We start from the raw sequence: 12,658 nt of genomic DNA, 5'->3' as shown, positions 1-12,658 counted from the left end.
TGATGGCAGTACCGGTCTGATATCGGCTGGACGGATCATCTGCCCGATCGATCAATCAAGGCAGATTGAGCGATGCCGCCGATGAATCCTGACGGCGTGTTTTCCGATCTGCCAAGTAAAAAGAAAAGGTCCGCAGCATTGCTGCGGACCTTTTTTGCATGCGGGAAAGAAATGTGATGGCGCTGACAGTGGCGCGCGGCTCAGCGGTAGAACGGTTCGACCCGCCCCTTGAGCTTGGTCAGCATGGGATTGCCTTTGCGGTCGAGTGCACGGCCGGCGGGGATCTTGATCCAGCCTTCGCTGATGCAATACTCGCTGACGTTGTTGAATTCCTTGTCGTTGAGCTTGATGCCGATGTCGTGCTCGAAGATGGCGGCAACGTAATGCGGGCTGCGGGGATCGACGCTGAGGCGGTCGGGGAGGGCGGGGCGTTGTGCGGTATCGTTCATGGGCGCGATTATCGGACATAAAAACCGGCAAGACAATGGGCCTCCGACGCCGCCCTGCTGCATCCTCCTACCGCCCGCCGGGCATTTTCCGACACCAAGGCTGGCCGCCCGCTGATAGCGCTGGCCCGCGCCGGCGCGCATGCTCCATGCATCTGACTTTGCGCGAGGATGTATGCGATCTACCGTCGAGGAAATGCAGGCCGCCCGCTCGGCCGCCCAAGCCTACCGCCACCAGCCCGGCAGCCTGCAGGCCGCGCACGTGTATGCGCAACTGTTCGTCGCAACGCCCGACGAGGCCGCCCTGGCCATGGGCCGCGACTACCTTGTGCAACAGATGCAGGAAGCGCAGGAACTGCCCTGCGACCTGCCGCAGGAGCCCGCCGCATTGGCCAACTGGATCGAAGCGCGCGCCGCCGAGGTCGGCGTTGCCTATGAAAGCTATCTCAAGGAACGCCAGCAAGGCGCGCCGCGCCGCTACTTCAGTGGCCGCGCCCATGCGCTCAATTTCCTGCGCTGCGTGGGCCCGACCAAGATGGTCGACGGTGCCTGGCTCTACAGCGCCATCCGGCGCTGGCGTGATCCGCTGTTCCGTCCGCTGATCCTCACCTATCTGGAAGAGCTGGGCGATGGCGATGCCGCCATGAATCACGTCACCCTCTATCGCAGCCTGCTGGCCGCCAACGGCTGCGAGCACGGACCGGCGTTGTCCGAAGAACACTATGTGCAAGGAGCCATCCAGTTGGGGCTGGCCCATCACGGGGCGGAATTCGAGGCCGAGGTGTTCGGCTTCAACCTCGGCTATGAGCAATTGCCGCTGCACTTGCTCATCACCGCCTACGAACTCAATGAACTGGGCATCGACCCGTATTACTTCACCCTGCACGTCACCATCGACAATGCCGCCAGCGGACACGCCCGCAAGGCCGCCGAGGCGGTCGCGCAGGCGGCCGCCCAGGCTGCGGATCCGCAAGCCTTCATGCAGGGCGTGCGGCGCGGTTATCTGCTCAATGAGCTGGGCGCGAGCACGCTGGGCGTGATCGGCTCCTTTGTCCTGCAGGATGAGGTGGTCAGGGTGCTGGCCGAGAAAGCGCCCTTCGGCCGCATGATGCACTCGGACTATTGCCGCATCGGCGGCAAGACGGTCAACCAGTGGCTGGAACAGCCCGATGGCATGGCCAGCTTCCTGGCGGAGATGGAAAAGGCCAAATGGATCACGCGAGGCAAGCCAGCCGAGGAGAGCCGCTTCTGGCGGTTGATCGATGCTGCCGGCGGCCAGATGTTCGGGGTCTTCGAGGGCTACGAAAAGCAGGTCATCCGTGAGTGGATCGAGGAGGGTTGGAGCGATGGCCGCCGTCAGCCGAGCTTCCGCGCGCTGGCGCGCGGCCGTGAGAACGCCGCTGCCGAAGCCCCTGCCGTGCCGGCCGTGGCCTTGGGCGAGGTCGATCTCGATGCGCTGGTGGCCGAGCTGGCACCGGGGCGGCATCATTTCGTGCCCGGTTTGGAGGCGACGCGGCGCTACAGCGAGCGTTACCGGCGTGCATGTGTGGCGTGAGCGCCGCGCCACGCAGCCGGTGACGGGAGCGCAGCGGCAGTCGGCTATAATGTCGGGCCTTGGCCGCTGGCCGCCCCGCAGGATGCACGCTCGCAGTCGATGTGAAGTTGCAGGCGCGGAGGCGGCGGCCCGACCCGTCAACCCGCCGGCACTCCGCCGGCTGCTGGAGAAACCATGAACATTCGCGCAAGAAAACGCCTGATCTATCGCCGTCACCGCATCGGCATGCTGATCGCCGCCATCGAATCCCTGATCGCCCTGGAAGAGTCGATCCTGGAAGGCAAGCAGGCTGCTTGAGTCCGCTCATGCGCGCTGCCAGCAGCGTGATCCCTTGAAGAACCGGCCTTGCAGACAGCAGGCCGGTTTTTTCTTGGGTGCAGCGGATGTCGATGACCGGTAGACGCTGCGGCATTGACATCCGCGCCAGGCCACAGCAGACCCTCCGCCACCGCGCCCGCGCTGTGGCACAATCGCGGCTCCTTGCTGCGACCGGGATCCGTCCTGCCATGTGCGTCAACTACAAGCCCACTCCCAAATCCATCATCACCGCGCTGACCGGTGCCGACACCTCCGCCACGCCAGACTGGCCCGAGGAAACCTGGCAGGACTACGCCGCCCCCGTGGTACGGGCCGGGCTGCAGGGCGAGCCGGAACTCATCGTCGGCACCTATGGCATGATGCCCCGGCGCAAGCTGCAGGGCGGATTGCAGATCTCCACCATGAATGCCCGCGCCGAGACCATCGGCGAGAAGCGCAGCTACGCCGGCCCCTGGCGGGCCTTGCAAACCTGCCTGTTGCCCATGCACTGGTTTTATGAGCCCAATTACGAAGCCGGACGCCCGCAGCGCTGGGCCATCGGCATGGCCGACGACCAGCCGTTCTGCGTGGCTGGCCTGTGGCGCGCCTGGGAAGAGCCTGAAGGAGGGTATGCATTTTCGTTTACCCAGATCACCATCAATGCCGATGCGCATCCCTTGATGAATCGTTTTCACAAGCCGGGCGAGGAAAAACGCAACCTCGTCATCATCCCTCCCGCCGACTATGCGGACTGGCTCAACGTCGGTGATACGGAAAACGCGCGCAGAATGCTGGTCAACTATCCCGCCAGCGCCATGAAGGCTTGGCCTGCGCCCAAGAGCGAAGCGCGGAGCAGCTCAGGGCAGGGTTCGTTGCTCTTTTAAGGGCCGGCCGCTGCCGTTTCGCACGCCAGATGTAAAGAATTGTTGACCTTCCCCATGATTTTCTATGAAATTGCGCGGTGGCATCATTGCCGCGCTCAGGTGCGGCACAGTCACGACTCACGTCATCATCACAACATCAGGGGAACGCGGTATGCGGATCAAAAGGGCGGGGCCGATGTGGAGGGCATCCGGGTGGGCTGGCGTGCTGCTGGCCAGCGCTTCGCTGCTGGGCCAGGGCAGTGCAGGTGCGCAGGAAGCCACGGCCAGCCAGGCCGGCATCGTCAAGGTCCTGCAAGGCGACGTGCGCGCCGAGCGCAGCGGCAAGACCCGCCCGCTGGCCACCGGCGAACGGCTCTATGCGGGTGACCGGGTACTGACCGGTGCCGCCAGTGCGGTCGGTTTTACCTTGCGCGACGATACGCTCATTTCCCTGGGCTCCAACAGCCAGTTCCTGCTCGAACAATTTGCCTACAACGACAAGACCGACGAGGGCAGCGTTGCCGTGCGCCTGACCAAGGGCACACTGCGCTACGTGTCGGGACTGATCGGCAAGCACTCGCCGGAGAGCCAGCGGCTGTCGACCCCGACGGCCACCATCGGCATCCGTGGTACCGACTTCATCGTGGAGGTGGCCGGTGAATAAGCCATCGCTCCATTCACTGTCCCGGCCGCTGATGCGCTGCGCCTTGCTGACGCTGGCGGCGCTGCTGGCCGCATGTGCCGGGCCGGCGGAACGTTTCGTGCTGCTGCCGCAGGCCGACGGCTCGGCCAGCAGCATCGTGGTCAAGACGGCCAGTGGCGAGACGGCACTGACTTCGCCCTATGCAGCGGTCGAAACGCGCGGCGGCAAGCCCGCGCCGACCCAGACCCTGTCCGCTGCCGAGGTGGACCGGCGATATGCCGAGGTCATGCGCAGCCTGCCGGCGCGTCCGCGCAGCTACGATCTGCTGTTCGAGCTGGGGACTGACCGTCTGACGCCGGCCTCGCAGGAATTGCTCAAGAAGGCCATCGCTGAAATCAAGGAATTCCCCGCCGGGGAATTCATCCTCACCGGCCATGCCGACAGCATCGGCAGCGATGCCACCAACGACGCCTTGTCGCTGCGGCGCGCGCGCCTGATCGAGCGTGAACTGCAACGGGCGGAGGTCAAGGCCCTGAGCATCGAGGTCATCGGCAAGGGGGCGCGTGATCCGCGCGTGCCGCAGAAGCGCGGCGTGGCCGAGCCGCGCAATCGTTTCGTCGAAATCAAGATCAGGTGAGCCGGGCGGCACGCTGCCGATGCAGCGTCGCCTGTCGTCCTGCCATTCTCAGGGGAATCACATGGGCAATCGCGTCTATCTCTACTGCACCGACTTCGAGGGTCTGCCCACGGAGGAACAGGCCGACGAATTCTTTACCATGATCGGTACCGAATACGAGGCCACCGCGCGCCTTCCCTTGTTCTGGATGTGCCTGTTTTCCGGGGACGATATTCACGTCACGTCCCGCCCTGCCACCGAGGGCGAGCACAGCGGCAAGCAAGGTCCTGAAGGTGCGGAGGACGATGATGAGTACGATGATGAGGAGTACGACGAGGAAGCTGACGAGGATGCGCCGCGTCCTTTTGCCTACCTGGGTTGCCAACGTCTGGCGGGCATCGCCCGTCTGCGCCAGCGCTCGGCGATGCTGCGTGCGGTGCTGGGCGAGGAGCGCCACGCCTTGTACGAGGACTGGATCGCGCGCCTGGAAGCCGAACCCCGGCGCAACATCGTGGTGAACACGGAAGAGCTGGACGGCATGTCCGATGATGGCCAGCTGGAGCAGCAGCTGCGCGCGGCGTATCAGGAACTGGCCGTGATGGATCAGCGGCAGGCATGGCAGATGAGCCCCTTGCTACATGACCTGACCGGCTTGTACGAAGAGCAGGCAATCAGCGAGGTGGCCAGCTGGACATTGGCCGGTTCGGCCAACGGGGCCACGCGCTGGCCGCCCGCACTGGCGCAGCCACAGCAGTCGGAACAGTCCGCCGGGGCGACTGCTGCGTTGCCCGCGCCATCGCCGTGGTGGATGTTCTGGAAGCGTTGATACCTCCGCAGACGGGGGGAGCTGAACGCAGGTATGCGCCATCTTTCGGACATTGCTTATTGTTGAGTTTGATAGCGGACTATCGAATAGCTCATCAATGGCGTGTGCGCGACACAACTAGGAAATTTCCTGATATTCGCGAAATGATATAAAACATAAGATCACGCCATTGCATCGACCTTTCCATCTCAAGGAAGCATGGCCATGATCCAGTCCCTTCTGCACTACGGCAGCTATCTCGCTGCGTTCTATGCGGCTTATGTCGTGGTCGGCATGGCGTTGACCGGAGTGTTTCTGTGGCGTGTGCTTTCGCGCAAGCCGGCGATGCAGAGCCTGCCGGCGAGGGTCGAGCCGACAGCGGGCGACGAATCCCGCGCTGCCTTGCATTGAAACCGCAATGAAAAAAGGCCCGGACGCGCGCTCCATCTCCTGGAGAGCGTGTCCGGGCCTGCCCGGGAAGGCAGCGTGATCAGCGTTGCTGTCAGCTGTTCTTGTGACTCTGCTGTCCCGCCTTCACGTGCTGCTCATGGGAGCCGCCGCGGCTGGAGTCACCCTGTTGCTGGCCGGAGCCACTGCTGCTCTGGTTTTGCTGGTCGTTCTTGTGGCTCTGCTGGCCGGCTTGCACGTGCTGTTCATGCGAGCCGCCCCGGGTGTTGCCACCTTGCTGCTGGCCGGAGCCGCTGCTGCTCTGGTTCTGCTGGTCATTCTTGTGGCTTTGCTGGCCTGCCTGGACGTGCTGTTCGTGGGAACCACCGCGGCTGTTGCCTTGATTCTGATTCGACATGATGTCACTCCTTGATGAATGCCCTGCGCTTGTGCGCAGTAACTACATCATCGTCCCCCGACTCCGCCGCAGACATCGGCCAAGCTCCCTTGATCCTGTCGGCTGTGACTGTCGGACGCGTCTCCAATGCAATACATCAGCTTGGCAGACGGGCGTCTGTCATCGCGCTGCGGGGGCAGAGCATGAGCGTGCTGCACGGACTTACTGCACGGATTCGATGGTGGACAGCAGGTGTTCGAAGGAACAGGGTTTGGTGAGGAGGGCGGAGAACACTTCGAGTGCCTGCCAGGAATTGCTCATGGGAGTGGCACTGAGCAGGACCACCGGAATGGCCGAGAAGCGTTCATCGCCCTTGATGCGGGTCGCCAGTTCCAGTCCATCCATCACTGGCATGCGCAGGTCAGTGAGGACCACGCTGACTGCTGGGTGCTCATGGGCCATCAGTGCCAGCGCCTCTTCCCCGTTGCCGGCTTCGAGCACGTGATAGCCGACGCCTTGAAAGACTTCTGCAAAAATGTTTCTGACATCCTTGTTGTCTTCAACGATCAGCAGGGTGCGAGCGTGACTGCTCGGATTCATGAAGCGATCTCCGGGTGGATGGGCTACGTCCTGAGATCAGAACGAACGGCTCCGCGATTATGTGACCGAAATGATCATGGTTGCATCAGTCAATTCCTGTATCGCGGGAAAATCGCGCTGACATCCTCGTAAGAATATGCGCGTCACCTGCGTGTCAGGTGGCGTGCCGCTAGAATACCGGCTCCGGTGACGCGACGCGTCGCCCTCATCTGCCAAGGAGCCGCGATGTCTCTGGAAAGCCTGCTGCTGTTCATTCCCTCGTGTTTTGCACTGAACATGGCCTTCGGCCCCAACAATCTGCTCTCCATTACCATCGGCGCCCATCACGGTCTGCGCCCGGCCTTGCTGGCAGCGGCCGGCCGGCTGGTGGCCTTCGCGCTGATGATAGGGGTGGCAGCAGTGGGCATGGGCGCACTGCTGATGGCCTCGCAGATGGCCTTTACGGTGGTCAAGGTGCTGGGGGCGGCCTATCTGATCTGGCTGGGCTGCAAACTGTTTTTCGCCAGGGTGGAGCTGGGCGGCCAGCCGCTTGAGCCGCAGCAGCGCAGTATTGCCGGTTATGTGCGCAAGGAGTTTCTGGTCGCCATCGGCAATCCCAAGGCCATCCTGGTCTTTACGGCATTCTTCCCGCAGTTCGTGGTGCCGGAAAATTATTTATCCAGTTTCCTGACCCTGGGCGCGATTTTCCTGGCGCTGGAGGTGGTCGCCATCGCCGCCTATGCCTACGCCGGCACGCGCCTCTCCGGACTGATGCAGAATGCGCGCGGTCTGCGCTGGATGAACCGCATCAGCGGCGGCATGATGATCTTCTTCGGAACCTTGCTGGCATTGGCCAAGCGGCCGGCAGCCTGAGGAACTGCGGGGCGTCAGGAGAAGCTCAGCTCCAGCCCCATCATCCTGGAGATGAAAAAGGTTGCCACTCCCAGCACCAGCAGCGAGATCACGAACAGCGCTGCCACTTTCCCGCTGGCGCGCAGCACTGCGTTGCGCTCGGCCTGCTTGCCCTTCTTGCCCTGATCGTAATGCCATTTGATGGCGTAGAACATGCCGATGCCGAGCACGGCGACCTTGAAGATGATGAAGACGATTGGGACCCAATCCATGATGTCGACCATTTGAATCGCTGGAAGAAAAATCCGGTGCCAGCTTTGCGAATCTGAAAGTAGCAGAGGCGAGTCACTGTTTCCGTAACAGTGTCCTGTGCATTCTAACCAAGGCGACGCAGGCGGGTCCAGCAGACATGATCCATACAAGCCGCAGTACTGCACAGACGAGCGTGCACCAAAGCTGGCGAGCCGGCGTTAAGGGAGTCCCTTCCTCGTCGCCGACACGCCGCCATATGCCTTTCTACCGCCACAGCCCGGTGGGTACCAATTCCGCTGCTTCCCAGGTCAGCCCGCCGCTTCCTGCGCAGCGCCATGCTCGTTGCGTGGCCCTCGCCGTCTCATTGATGCTGAGCATGATGCCACTGGCCACTCACGCCGAAGCGTCCTGCCAGCCGCCGTCTGCGGCGCAACTCGGCGCGTTGCGCCGCGCAGTCGACAAGAACCTCGCGCCGCAGCCGCGCGCCATTGCGCGCGTCCATACCGAAGGCACCTTGCCCCATCAGGGAATCTGGGATGCCAGTGTCGAGGCCGAGCGTGACTGGCCGCTGATGCGCCAGCTCGCACAGTTGTGGCAGGCCGGGCGCGCGCCCGAGGATGCGCGGCAACTGTCGCGCCTGATGCGGGCGTGGGCCGAGATCTACCAGCCTGACTTCAATCCCGTCGATGAGACCAGTCTCGATGCCTACATCGATGCCTATGTCATCGCCGGGGAGGCGCTTGATGCCGACACCCGCCAGCTGGCCGCCAGCTTCATCCGCAAGCTGGCGGACGGCTATCTGCAGCAGATGGAGAGCGGCTTCCGTCCGCGCGATCCACGCTGGCAGAACAACTGGAACTCGCATCGCGTCAAGCTGGCGGTGCTGGCTGCCGCCGCACTGCAGGACGATCGCCTGTGGGGCCGTGCGCGCCAGGCCTTCGACGCCCAGGTGGCACGCAACATCCGCGCCGATGGCTCCACCCTCGACATGGAGGAACGCGACGCCCTGCACTATGTGGTCTATGACCTGGAGCCGCTGGTGCGGGCGGCGCAGGTGGCGCAGGGCAGGGGGGAACAATGGCTGACGCACAAGAGCAACGGCAGCGGCAGCGTGATGGCAGCGCTGGACTGGCTGTTGCCCTATGCCGATGGCAGCAAGGCCCATGAGGAATTCGTCCATTCCCGCGTGCCTTTCGATGCCAAGCGCCGTGATGCAGGCCTGTCCGGCTATTCCGGACCGTGGCAGACCAAGGGGGCAACCCGTCTGTTTGCGATGGCGGCTACGCTGGACGAGCGTTATGCAGGCGTGGCACGGCAGCTCGACCCGGCGGCTGGCACGCTGCTGACTTGCTGGCCGAAGCGCTGAGCCAGCTGTGCGGCCTGCGCATGAGGTGCTCAGGCCGCAGCTTTCGTAGCCGCGCGGCGCTTACTTCATCAGGACCTGCAGCTGCGTCACCGCTTCGTTGACCTGCTCGATCTCGTTGATCTGGTCGTTCGCGGAGGTGCTGATGGTCTCGATGATGCCGGTGATGTCGTTGATGGAGTTGACCATGGTGCTCATGGTCTTGCCGGCATTCATGACCAGCTCGGTACCTTGTCTTGCTTCATTGACCGAGCCGCCGATGAGCGTCTTGATTTCGCTGGCCGAGGCCGCCGTGCGCTGCGCCAGGCTGCGCACCTCGCCGGCCACCACGGCAAAGCCGCGGCCATGTTCGCCGGCCCGGGCCGCTTCGACGGCCGCGTTCAGGGCCAGCAGATTGGTGCGGAAGGTGATTTCGTCGATCACGCCGATGATCTCGGTGATCTTGGCGGCACTGGCGTTGATGGCGGCCATCTTGTTGACGACCTCCTGCATGACCACCCCGCCTTGTTCCGCGATGGAGGAGGTGGCCTTGACCAGATCGTTGGCCTGCTGCGCGCTGGCCGAGCCCGTGCTCAATGCTTCGGACAGCCCGCCCACGGCGGCCTGCAGGGTTTGTGTGGCGTGGGTCTGGATGCTCACGTCGGTGGCGTACTTGACCACTTTGAAGACCCGCCCGTCCATGTCGAAGATGGGGTTGTAGTTGGCCTGCAGCCAGAGCGCATCGCCATTCTTTTTCACGCGGCGATACAAGCCGGCATCGTATTGGCCGGCCGCCAGCCGCTTCCAGAATTCCTGGTATTGCGCCGAGGCGCGCTCGGCGGGCTCGACGAAGATGGCGTGATGCTTGCCCACGATTTCGGACAGGGAATAACCGACCGCGCGCAGGAAGTTGTTGTTGGCGTGCAGGATGTTGCCATTCACATCAAACTCAATCACCGCCCGCACCTTGTTGATGGCGGTGATCTGTCCGGAGAAATCGGCGGCCTGCAGCTGCTGCTGCGTGACGTCGCGCGCGTACTTGACGATCTTGAAGGGGCGTCCCAGGGCATCGATGATGGGATTGTAGGTCGCCTGGATCCAGACCTCGTGCCCGGATTTGGTGATGCGGCGATAGAGGCGCTGGTCGTATTCACCGCGCCCCAGTTTCTGCCAGAACTGCGCATAGGCAGGCGCGTTGCGCTCTTCCTCGGCGACGAAGATGCGATGGTGCTGGCCTTTGATCTCTTCCAGCGTGTAGCCCATGAGATCGAGGAAATTCTTGTTGGCCTTGATGATCTTGCCATCCAGCGTGAATTCGATGACTGCCAGCGCCTTGTTGATGGCGGCCAGTTGACCCAGCATGTCGGCCTTGCGTTTGCTGAAACGTGAGAGAAACGAGAGCGAGTCGAAGAAAGCCATGATGGGCGCCTGATCCTGAAAATGTTCTTGAAACGCATCTCATCGCCGTCGACGAGATGCTTCCGGTTTTATTGTTGGGGACGTCAGCCGAGGCAGCAATATCGTTGTCTCATGCCACGCGGGACCTGCCCCGATTCCGCTTCTCATTGTATGAGTCGCGAGGGAGAAATCCATCGGGGATTTCCTGATGAACTGGCAACAATAGTCGACTCGGGTTAACATGCCGCCAGCATGGTAACAAGACAGAAAAAGGCAGCACCCCGCAAGCGGGCCACCTCCAAAAAAAGCCGGCAGAAGGGACTGGGATCATTCAGTCGCTTTCTGATTTCCTTCACCAGCACGACGATCCTTGTCTTCGGCATCGCCAGTTGCGTCATCAACCCGCACCTGACTGATGGCCTGCGCGAGCGCTTCAGTCTGCCGCACCTCGAATTGCCGGCCGAGAACGCGCCTGCCCCGGTGCGGCAGGCCGAGCCGGGGCACACGGTTGCGCGTTTTGCGCAATGTCCGCAGTTCTTCCCCGGCGCGCATCCGCCGCAATTGCCTGCGGGTGCGCATTTGCGGGAATTGTGTTTCAGCGCGTTTGCGGTGCTCTACAACAGTCAGACCAAGACGCCCTTCGTGGTAGTCGAGCGGCTGAACCGGACCGCTCTTCTGCATGCGCGCGAGCAGCATCGCACGGACCGCTTCTACCCGGAGGCGCGGCTGCCGCGCGCCGAGCGCGCGGAACTGGACGACTACCGGGGATCGGGGTATGCGCGCGGCCACATGGCGCCGGCCGGCGACATGTCCACTCCGGAGGCAATGGCCCAGAGTTTTTCGCTGGCCAACATGGTCCCGCAGAATCCTCGGAACAATTCCGGGCCCTGGTCCAAGATCGAACGGGATACGCGCAAGTACGTGATGCGGGCAAGCGGGGATGTTTTCGTGTTCACCGGGCCGCTCTTCGATGCGACACCGGCCACGATCGGACGGGGCCACATTGCCGTCCCGGCCCGCTTGTTCAAGCTGGTGGTTGACGCCAGCACGGGCAGGTCATGGGCGTATATACAGGCCAATCGCGCCGATACCGAGGTGGGAGCGCCGATCACTTATGAGGACTTCGTGCGGAAGACCGGGTTGCGCTTGTTGGGGCAGGGGACGGGGCGGGGTTGAGCACGTCAGTCCCATCTCCTGATAAAGTTGCGGGTGGCCGCGAGCGGGTGATGCAGGCCGGACGTCTTTTCAACGAGACTGACGGTATTGCCAACATCCGCGCATTCTCAATGACCTTCAAGGATAAAAATGAAAAGCAGCTTGAAACGGACCCTCCTCGCGGCCTTTCTGGTTAACGCGCCGTTCGTGTCGATGGCGCACGCATCGGCTTCATGCGATGCCTGCACGGGCGATGCAGGTGAGCCGCAACTGTGTGCACCTGCTGCCGTCGACGGTCTTCAGCGGGTGTCGTTTCCCGACGCCGTGATCGCCCAAAATCGTGCATACCGCAACACTTTGCTGGCCGGCTACAACAAGGACGAGAATCGTCTGGCCGTCACTTTTTTTCTGTATGACAGAGTGGCAGACAGTGACGAGGAGGACGTCAAGGAAGCCATCGATGCGGCCAGGGAAATTCTGTCTGTGCATCCTGGCAGCAAACTCCAGATGGGAGGTCCGGCCTCCCTGCCGCTCGGCGGCGAGAACAAGCGTGGCAACGGTGCCATGATGATCTGGCATGAAGGCAGCGACGATTACGCCTCCTTCTTGTGGGTTCTGCCGATCGAGAAGCGATTCATGAAGGTGCGGGCGACCTACGTGCGACCGCACGGCGGCGAGAGTGAAGCCATGAGATCCGCGCTGGATACCGTGAAATCCTTGTCAGACCAGGTTTGTCGCTGAGTTGCTGGTGAGCGCGATCATCCGATTGGCCGGCGACGGCACGTTCGAGGTCACGTTCACTATCTGCCAATGGCAGTGATGCAAGCACATGGCAAAATCCTGCCTGCACCATCACGACATTTTTGCCTTTTTTCGGCGATGTTGCCGGTCTGCTGTCGTCCATGATCAGCAGCACCGTCTGGGCCAGGTCAGTGATTTGTCAGAGCAATGTGCGATGATCCTGCGGTACGCATCGTCAAGAGGGCAAGACGTTCTGGAAACGGACAGATGCGTGCGGCGAGGATTGGCTTCCGGCCTGTCTGTACTGGAGTGCATTCCTGCGATTTTGCG

Annotated in this window: 16 protein-coding genes; 11 read left to right on the top strand and 5 right to left on the bottom strand. The window is 62.5% G+C overall.

Annotation, left to right across the window (positions count from 1 at the left end; genetic code table 11):
* Positions 1 to 200: 200 nt before the first annotated feature.
* Positions 201 to 449, bottom strand: coding sequence for a DUF3297 family protein (locus B3873_RS05195; protein WP_034334548.1), 249 nt, complete (start codon positions 447 to 449; stop codon positions 201 to 203).
* Between the two features lie 172 nt (positions 450 to 621).
* Here B3873_RS05195 and B3873_RS05190 point away from each other — a divergent pair, with 172 nt between their 5' ends.
* The 7 genes from B3873_RS05190 to B3873_RS05160 all read left to right on the top strand — a co-directional run bounded on the left by B3873_RS05190 (position 622) and on the right by B3873_RS05160 (position 5,636).
* The gene (locus B3873_RS05190; protein ID WP_286864415.1) at positions 622 to 2,001 is read left to right on the top strand and encodes an iron-containing redox enzyme family protein; all 1,380 of its coding nucleotides are present in this window, start codon (positions 622 to 624) and stop codon (positions 1,999 to 2,001) included.
* Positions 2,002 to 2,175: 174 nt separating this feature from the next.
* A complete protein-coding gene (locus B3873_RS05185; protein ID WP_255475323.1) occupies positions 2,176 to 2,298 on the top strand; it encodes a hypothetical protein in 123 nt (40 codons plus the stop codon).
* Between the two features lie 209 nt (positions 2,299 to 2,507).
* Entirely contained in the window at positions 2,508 to 3,182 is a 675-nt protein-coding gene (locus B3873_RS05180) for an SOS response-associated peptidase (protein WP_286864414.1), read from the top strand.
* 175 nt (positions 3,183 to 3,357) lie between these two features.
* Positions 3,358 to 3,825 carry a FecR family protein gene (locus B3873_RS05175; RefSeq protein WP_205703697.1) on the top strand — a complete coding sequence of 156 codons (468 nt, stop codon included), beginning with the start codon at positions 3,358 to 3,360 and terminating at the stop codon, positions 3,823 to 3,825.
* On the top strand, positions 3,818 to 4,441 hold the full coding sequence (locus B3873_RS05170) for an OmpA family protein (RefSeq protein ID WP_348745689.1): 624 nt from the start codon (positions 3,818 to 3,820) through the stop codon (positions 4,439 to 4,441). Before B3873_RS05175 ends, B3873_RS05170 begins: the two co-directional genes overlap by 8 nt.
* A 61-nt stretch (positions 4,442 to 4,502) precedes the next feature.
* Positions 4,503 to 5,246: a hypothetical protein gene (locus tag B3873_RS05165; RefSeq protein ID WP_286864411.1), complete on the top strand. Its 744-nt coding sequence runs from the start codon at positions 4,503 to 4,505 to the stop codon at positions 5,244 to 5,246.
* Positions 5,247 to 5,450: 204 nt separating this feature from the next.
* Entirely contained in the window at positions 5,451 to 5,636 is a 186-nt protein-coding gene (locus B3873_RS05160) for a hypothetical protein (RefSeq protein ID WP_240733748.1), read from the top strand.
* Positions 5,637 to 5,727: 91 nt separating this feature from the next.
* Here B3873_RS05160 and B3873_RS05155 read toward each other — a convergent pair whose 3' ends face one another.
* Together B3873_RS05155 and B3873_RS05150 are read right to left on the bottom strand one after the other, a co-directional pair.
* Positions 5,728 to 6,030 (bottom strand): hypothetical protein, encoded by a 303-nt coding sequence (locus B3873_RS05155; protein WP_034333405.1) that lies wholly within the window; start codon positions 6,028 to 6,030, stop codon positions 5,728 to 5,730.
* A gap of 201 nt (positions 6,031 to 6,231) precedes the next feature.
* Positions 6,232 to 6,609, bottom strand: coding sequence for a response regulator (locus tag B3873_RS05150; RefSeq protein ID WP_286864406.1), 378 nt, complete (start codon positions 6,607 to 6,609; stop codon positions 6,232 to 6,234).
* A gap of 225 nt (positions 6,610 to 6,834) precedes the next feature.
* Here B3873_RS05150 and B3873_RS05145 point away from each other — a divergent pair, with 225 nt between their 5' ends.
* Positions 6,835 to 7,461 carry a LysE family translocator gene (locus B3873_RS05145; RefSeq protein WP_121043231.1) on the top strand — a complete coding sequence of 209 codons (627 nt, stop codon included), beginning with the start codon at positions 6,835 to 6,837 and terminating at the stop codon, positions 7,459 to 7,461.
* 14 nt (positions 7,462 to 7,475) lie between these two features.
* On the opposite strand, the gene B3873_RS05140 is transcribed toward B3873_RS05145, so the two are convergent.
* Complete coding sequence (locus tag B3873_RS05140; protein ID WP_039784455.1) at positions 7,476 to 7,712, bottom strand: hypothetical protein; 237 nt, start codon at positions 7,710 to 7,712, stop codon at positions 7,476 to 7,478.
* 356 nt (positions 7,713 to 8,068) lie between these two features.
* On the opposite strand from B3873_RS05140, the gene B3873_RS05135 reads away from it, so the two are divergent.
* Positions 8,069 to 9,058 carry an alginate lyase family protein gene (locus tag B3873_RS05135; RefSeq protein ID WP_286864401.1) on the top strand — a complete coding sequence of 330 codons (990 nt, stop codon included), beginning with the start codon at positions 8,069 to 8,071 and terminating at the stop codon, positions 9,056 to 9,058.
* Between the two features lie 60 nt (positions 9,059 to 9,118).
* On the opposite strand, the gene B3873_RS05130 is transcribed toward B3873_RS05135, so the two are convergent.
* Complete coding sequence (locus B3873_RS05130) at positions 9,119 to 10,453, bottom strand: methyl-accepting chemotaxis protein (RefSeq protein WP_286864399.1); 1,335 nt, start codon at positions 10,451 to 10,453, stop codon at positions 9,119 to 9,121.
* Between the two features lie 231 nt (positions 10,454 to 10,684).
* On the opposite strand from B3873_RS05130, the gene B3873_RS05125 reads away from it, so the two are divergent.
* Together B3873_RS05125 and B3873_RS05120 are read left to right on the top strand one after the other, a co-directional pair.
* The gene (locus B3873_RS05125) at positions 10,685 to 11,608 is read left to right on the top strand and encodes a DNA/RNA non-specific endonuclease (RefSeq protein WP_286864397.1); all 924 of its coding nucleotides are present in this window, start codon (positions 10,685 to 10,687) and stop codon (positions 11,606 to 11,608) included.
* A 129-nt stretch (positions 11,609 to 11,737) separates the two neighbouring features.
* Positions 11,738 to 12,328 carry a hypothetical protein gene (locus B3873_RS05120; RefSeq protein WP_286864396.1) on the top strand — a complete coding sequence of 197 codons (591 nt, stop codon included), beginning with the start codon at positions 11,738 to 11,740 and terminating at the stop codon, positions 12,326 to 12,328.
* Positions 12,329 to 12,658 lie beyond the last annotated feature (330 nt).

The sequence above is a fragment of the Herbaspirillum sp. UBA812 genome (assembly GCF_002296545.1).
GTDB lineage: Bacteria > Pseudomonadota > Gammaproteobacteria > Burkholderiales > Burkholderiaceae_D > Herbaspirillum > Herbaspirillum huttiense.
Note: the sequence above shows the minus strand (reverse complement) of the source record. Positions and strands in the feature narration are given on the sequence as shown.

Excerpts from the sequence above, each read along its gene's own strand:
- B3873_RS05195 (WP_034334548.1), bottom strand. The coding sequence starts at position 449 with ATGAACGATACCGCACAACGCCCCGCCCTCCCCGACCGCCTCAGCGTC.
- B3873_RS05190 (WP_286864415.1), top strand. The coding sequence starts at position 622 with ATGCGATCTACCGTCGAGGAAATGCAGGCCGCCCGCTCGGCCGCCCAA.
- B3873_RS05185 (WP_255475323.1), top strand. The coding sequence starts at position 2,176 with ATGAACATTCGCGCAAGAAAACGCCTGATCTATCGCCGTCACCGCATC.
- B3873_RS05180 (WP_286864414.1), top strand. The coding sequence starts at position 2,508 with ATGTGCGTCAACTACAAGCCCACTCCCAAATCCATCATCACCGCGCTG.
- B3873_RS05175 (WP_205703697.1), top strand. The coding sequence starts at position 3,358 with ATGTGGAGGGCATCCGGGTGGGCTGGCGTGCTGCTGGCCAGCGCTTCG.
- B3873_RS05165 (WP_286864411.1), top strand. The coding sequence starts at position 4,503 with ATGGGCAATCGCGTCTATCTCTACTGCACCGACTTCGAGGGTCTGCCC.
- B3873_RS05160 (WP_240733748.1), top strand. The coding sequence starts at position 5,451 with ATGATCCAGTCCCTTCTGCACTACGGCAGCTATCTCGCTGCGTTCTAT.
- B3873_RS05155 (WP_034333405.1), bottom strand. The coding sequence starts at position 6,030 with ATGTCGAATCAGAATCAAGGCAACAGCCGCGGTGGTTCCCACGAACAG.
- B3873_RS05150 (WP_286864406.1), bottom strand. The coding sequence starts at position 6,609 with ATGAATCCGAGCAGTCACGCTCGCACCCTGCTGATCGTTGAAGACAAC.
- B3873_RS05145 (WP_121043231.1), top strand. The coding sequence starts at position 6,835 with ATGTCTCTGGAAAGCCTGCTGCTGTTCATTCCCTCGTGTTTTGCACTG.
- B3873_RS05140 (WP_039784455.1), bottom strand. The coding sequence starts at position 7,712 with ATGGATTGGGTCCCAATCGTCTTCATCATCTTCAAGGTCGCCGTGCTC.
- B3873_RS05135 (WP_286864401.1), top strand. The coding sequence starts at position 8,069 with ATGATGCCACTGGCCACTCACGCCGAAGCGTCCTGCCAGCCGCCGTCT.
- B3873_RS05130 (WP_286864399.1), bottom strand. The coding sequence starts at position 10,453 with ATGGCTTTCTTCGACTCGCTCTCGTTTCTCTCACGTTTCAGCAAACGC.
- B3873_RS05125 (WP_286864397.1), top strand. The coding sequence starts at position 10,685 with ATGGTAACAAGACAGAAAAAGGCAGCACCCCGCAAGCGGGCCACCTCC.
- B3873_RS05120 (WP_286864396.1), top strand. The coding sequence starts at position 11,738 with ATGAAAAGCAGCTTGAAACGGACCCTCCTCGCGGCCTTTCTGGTTAAC.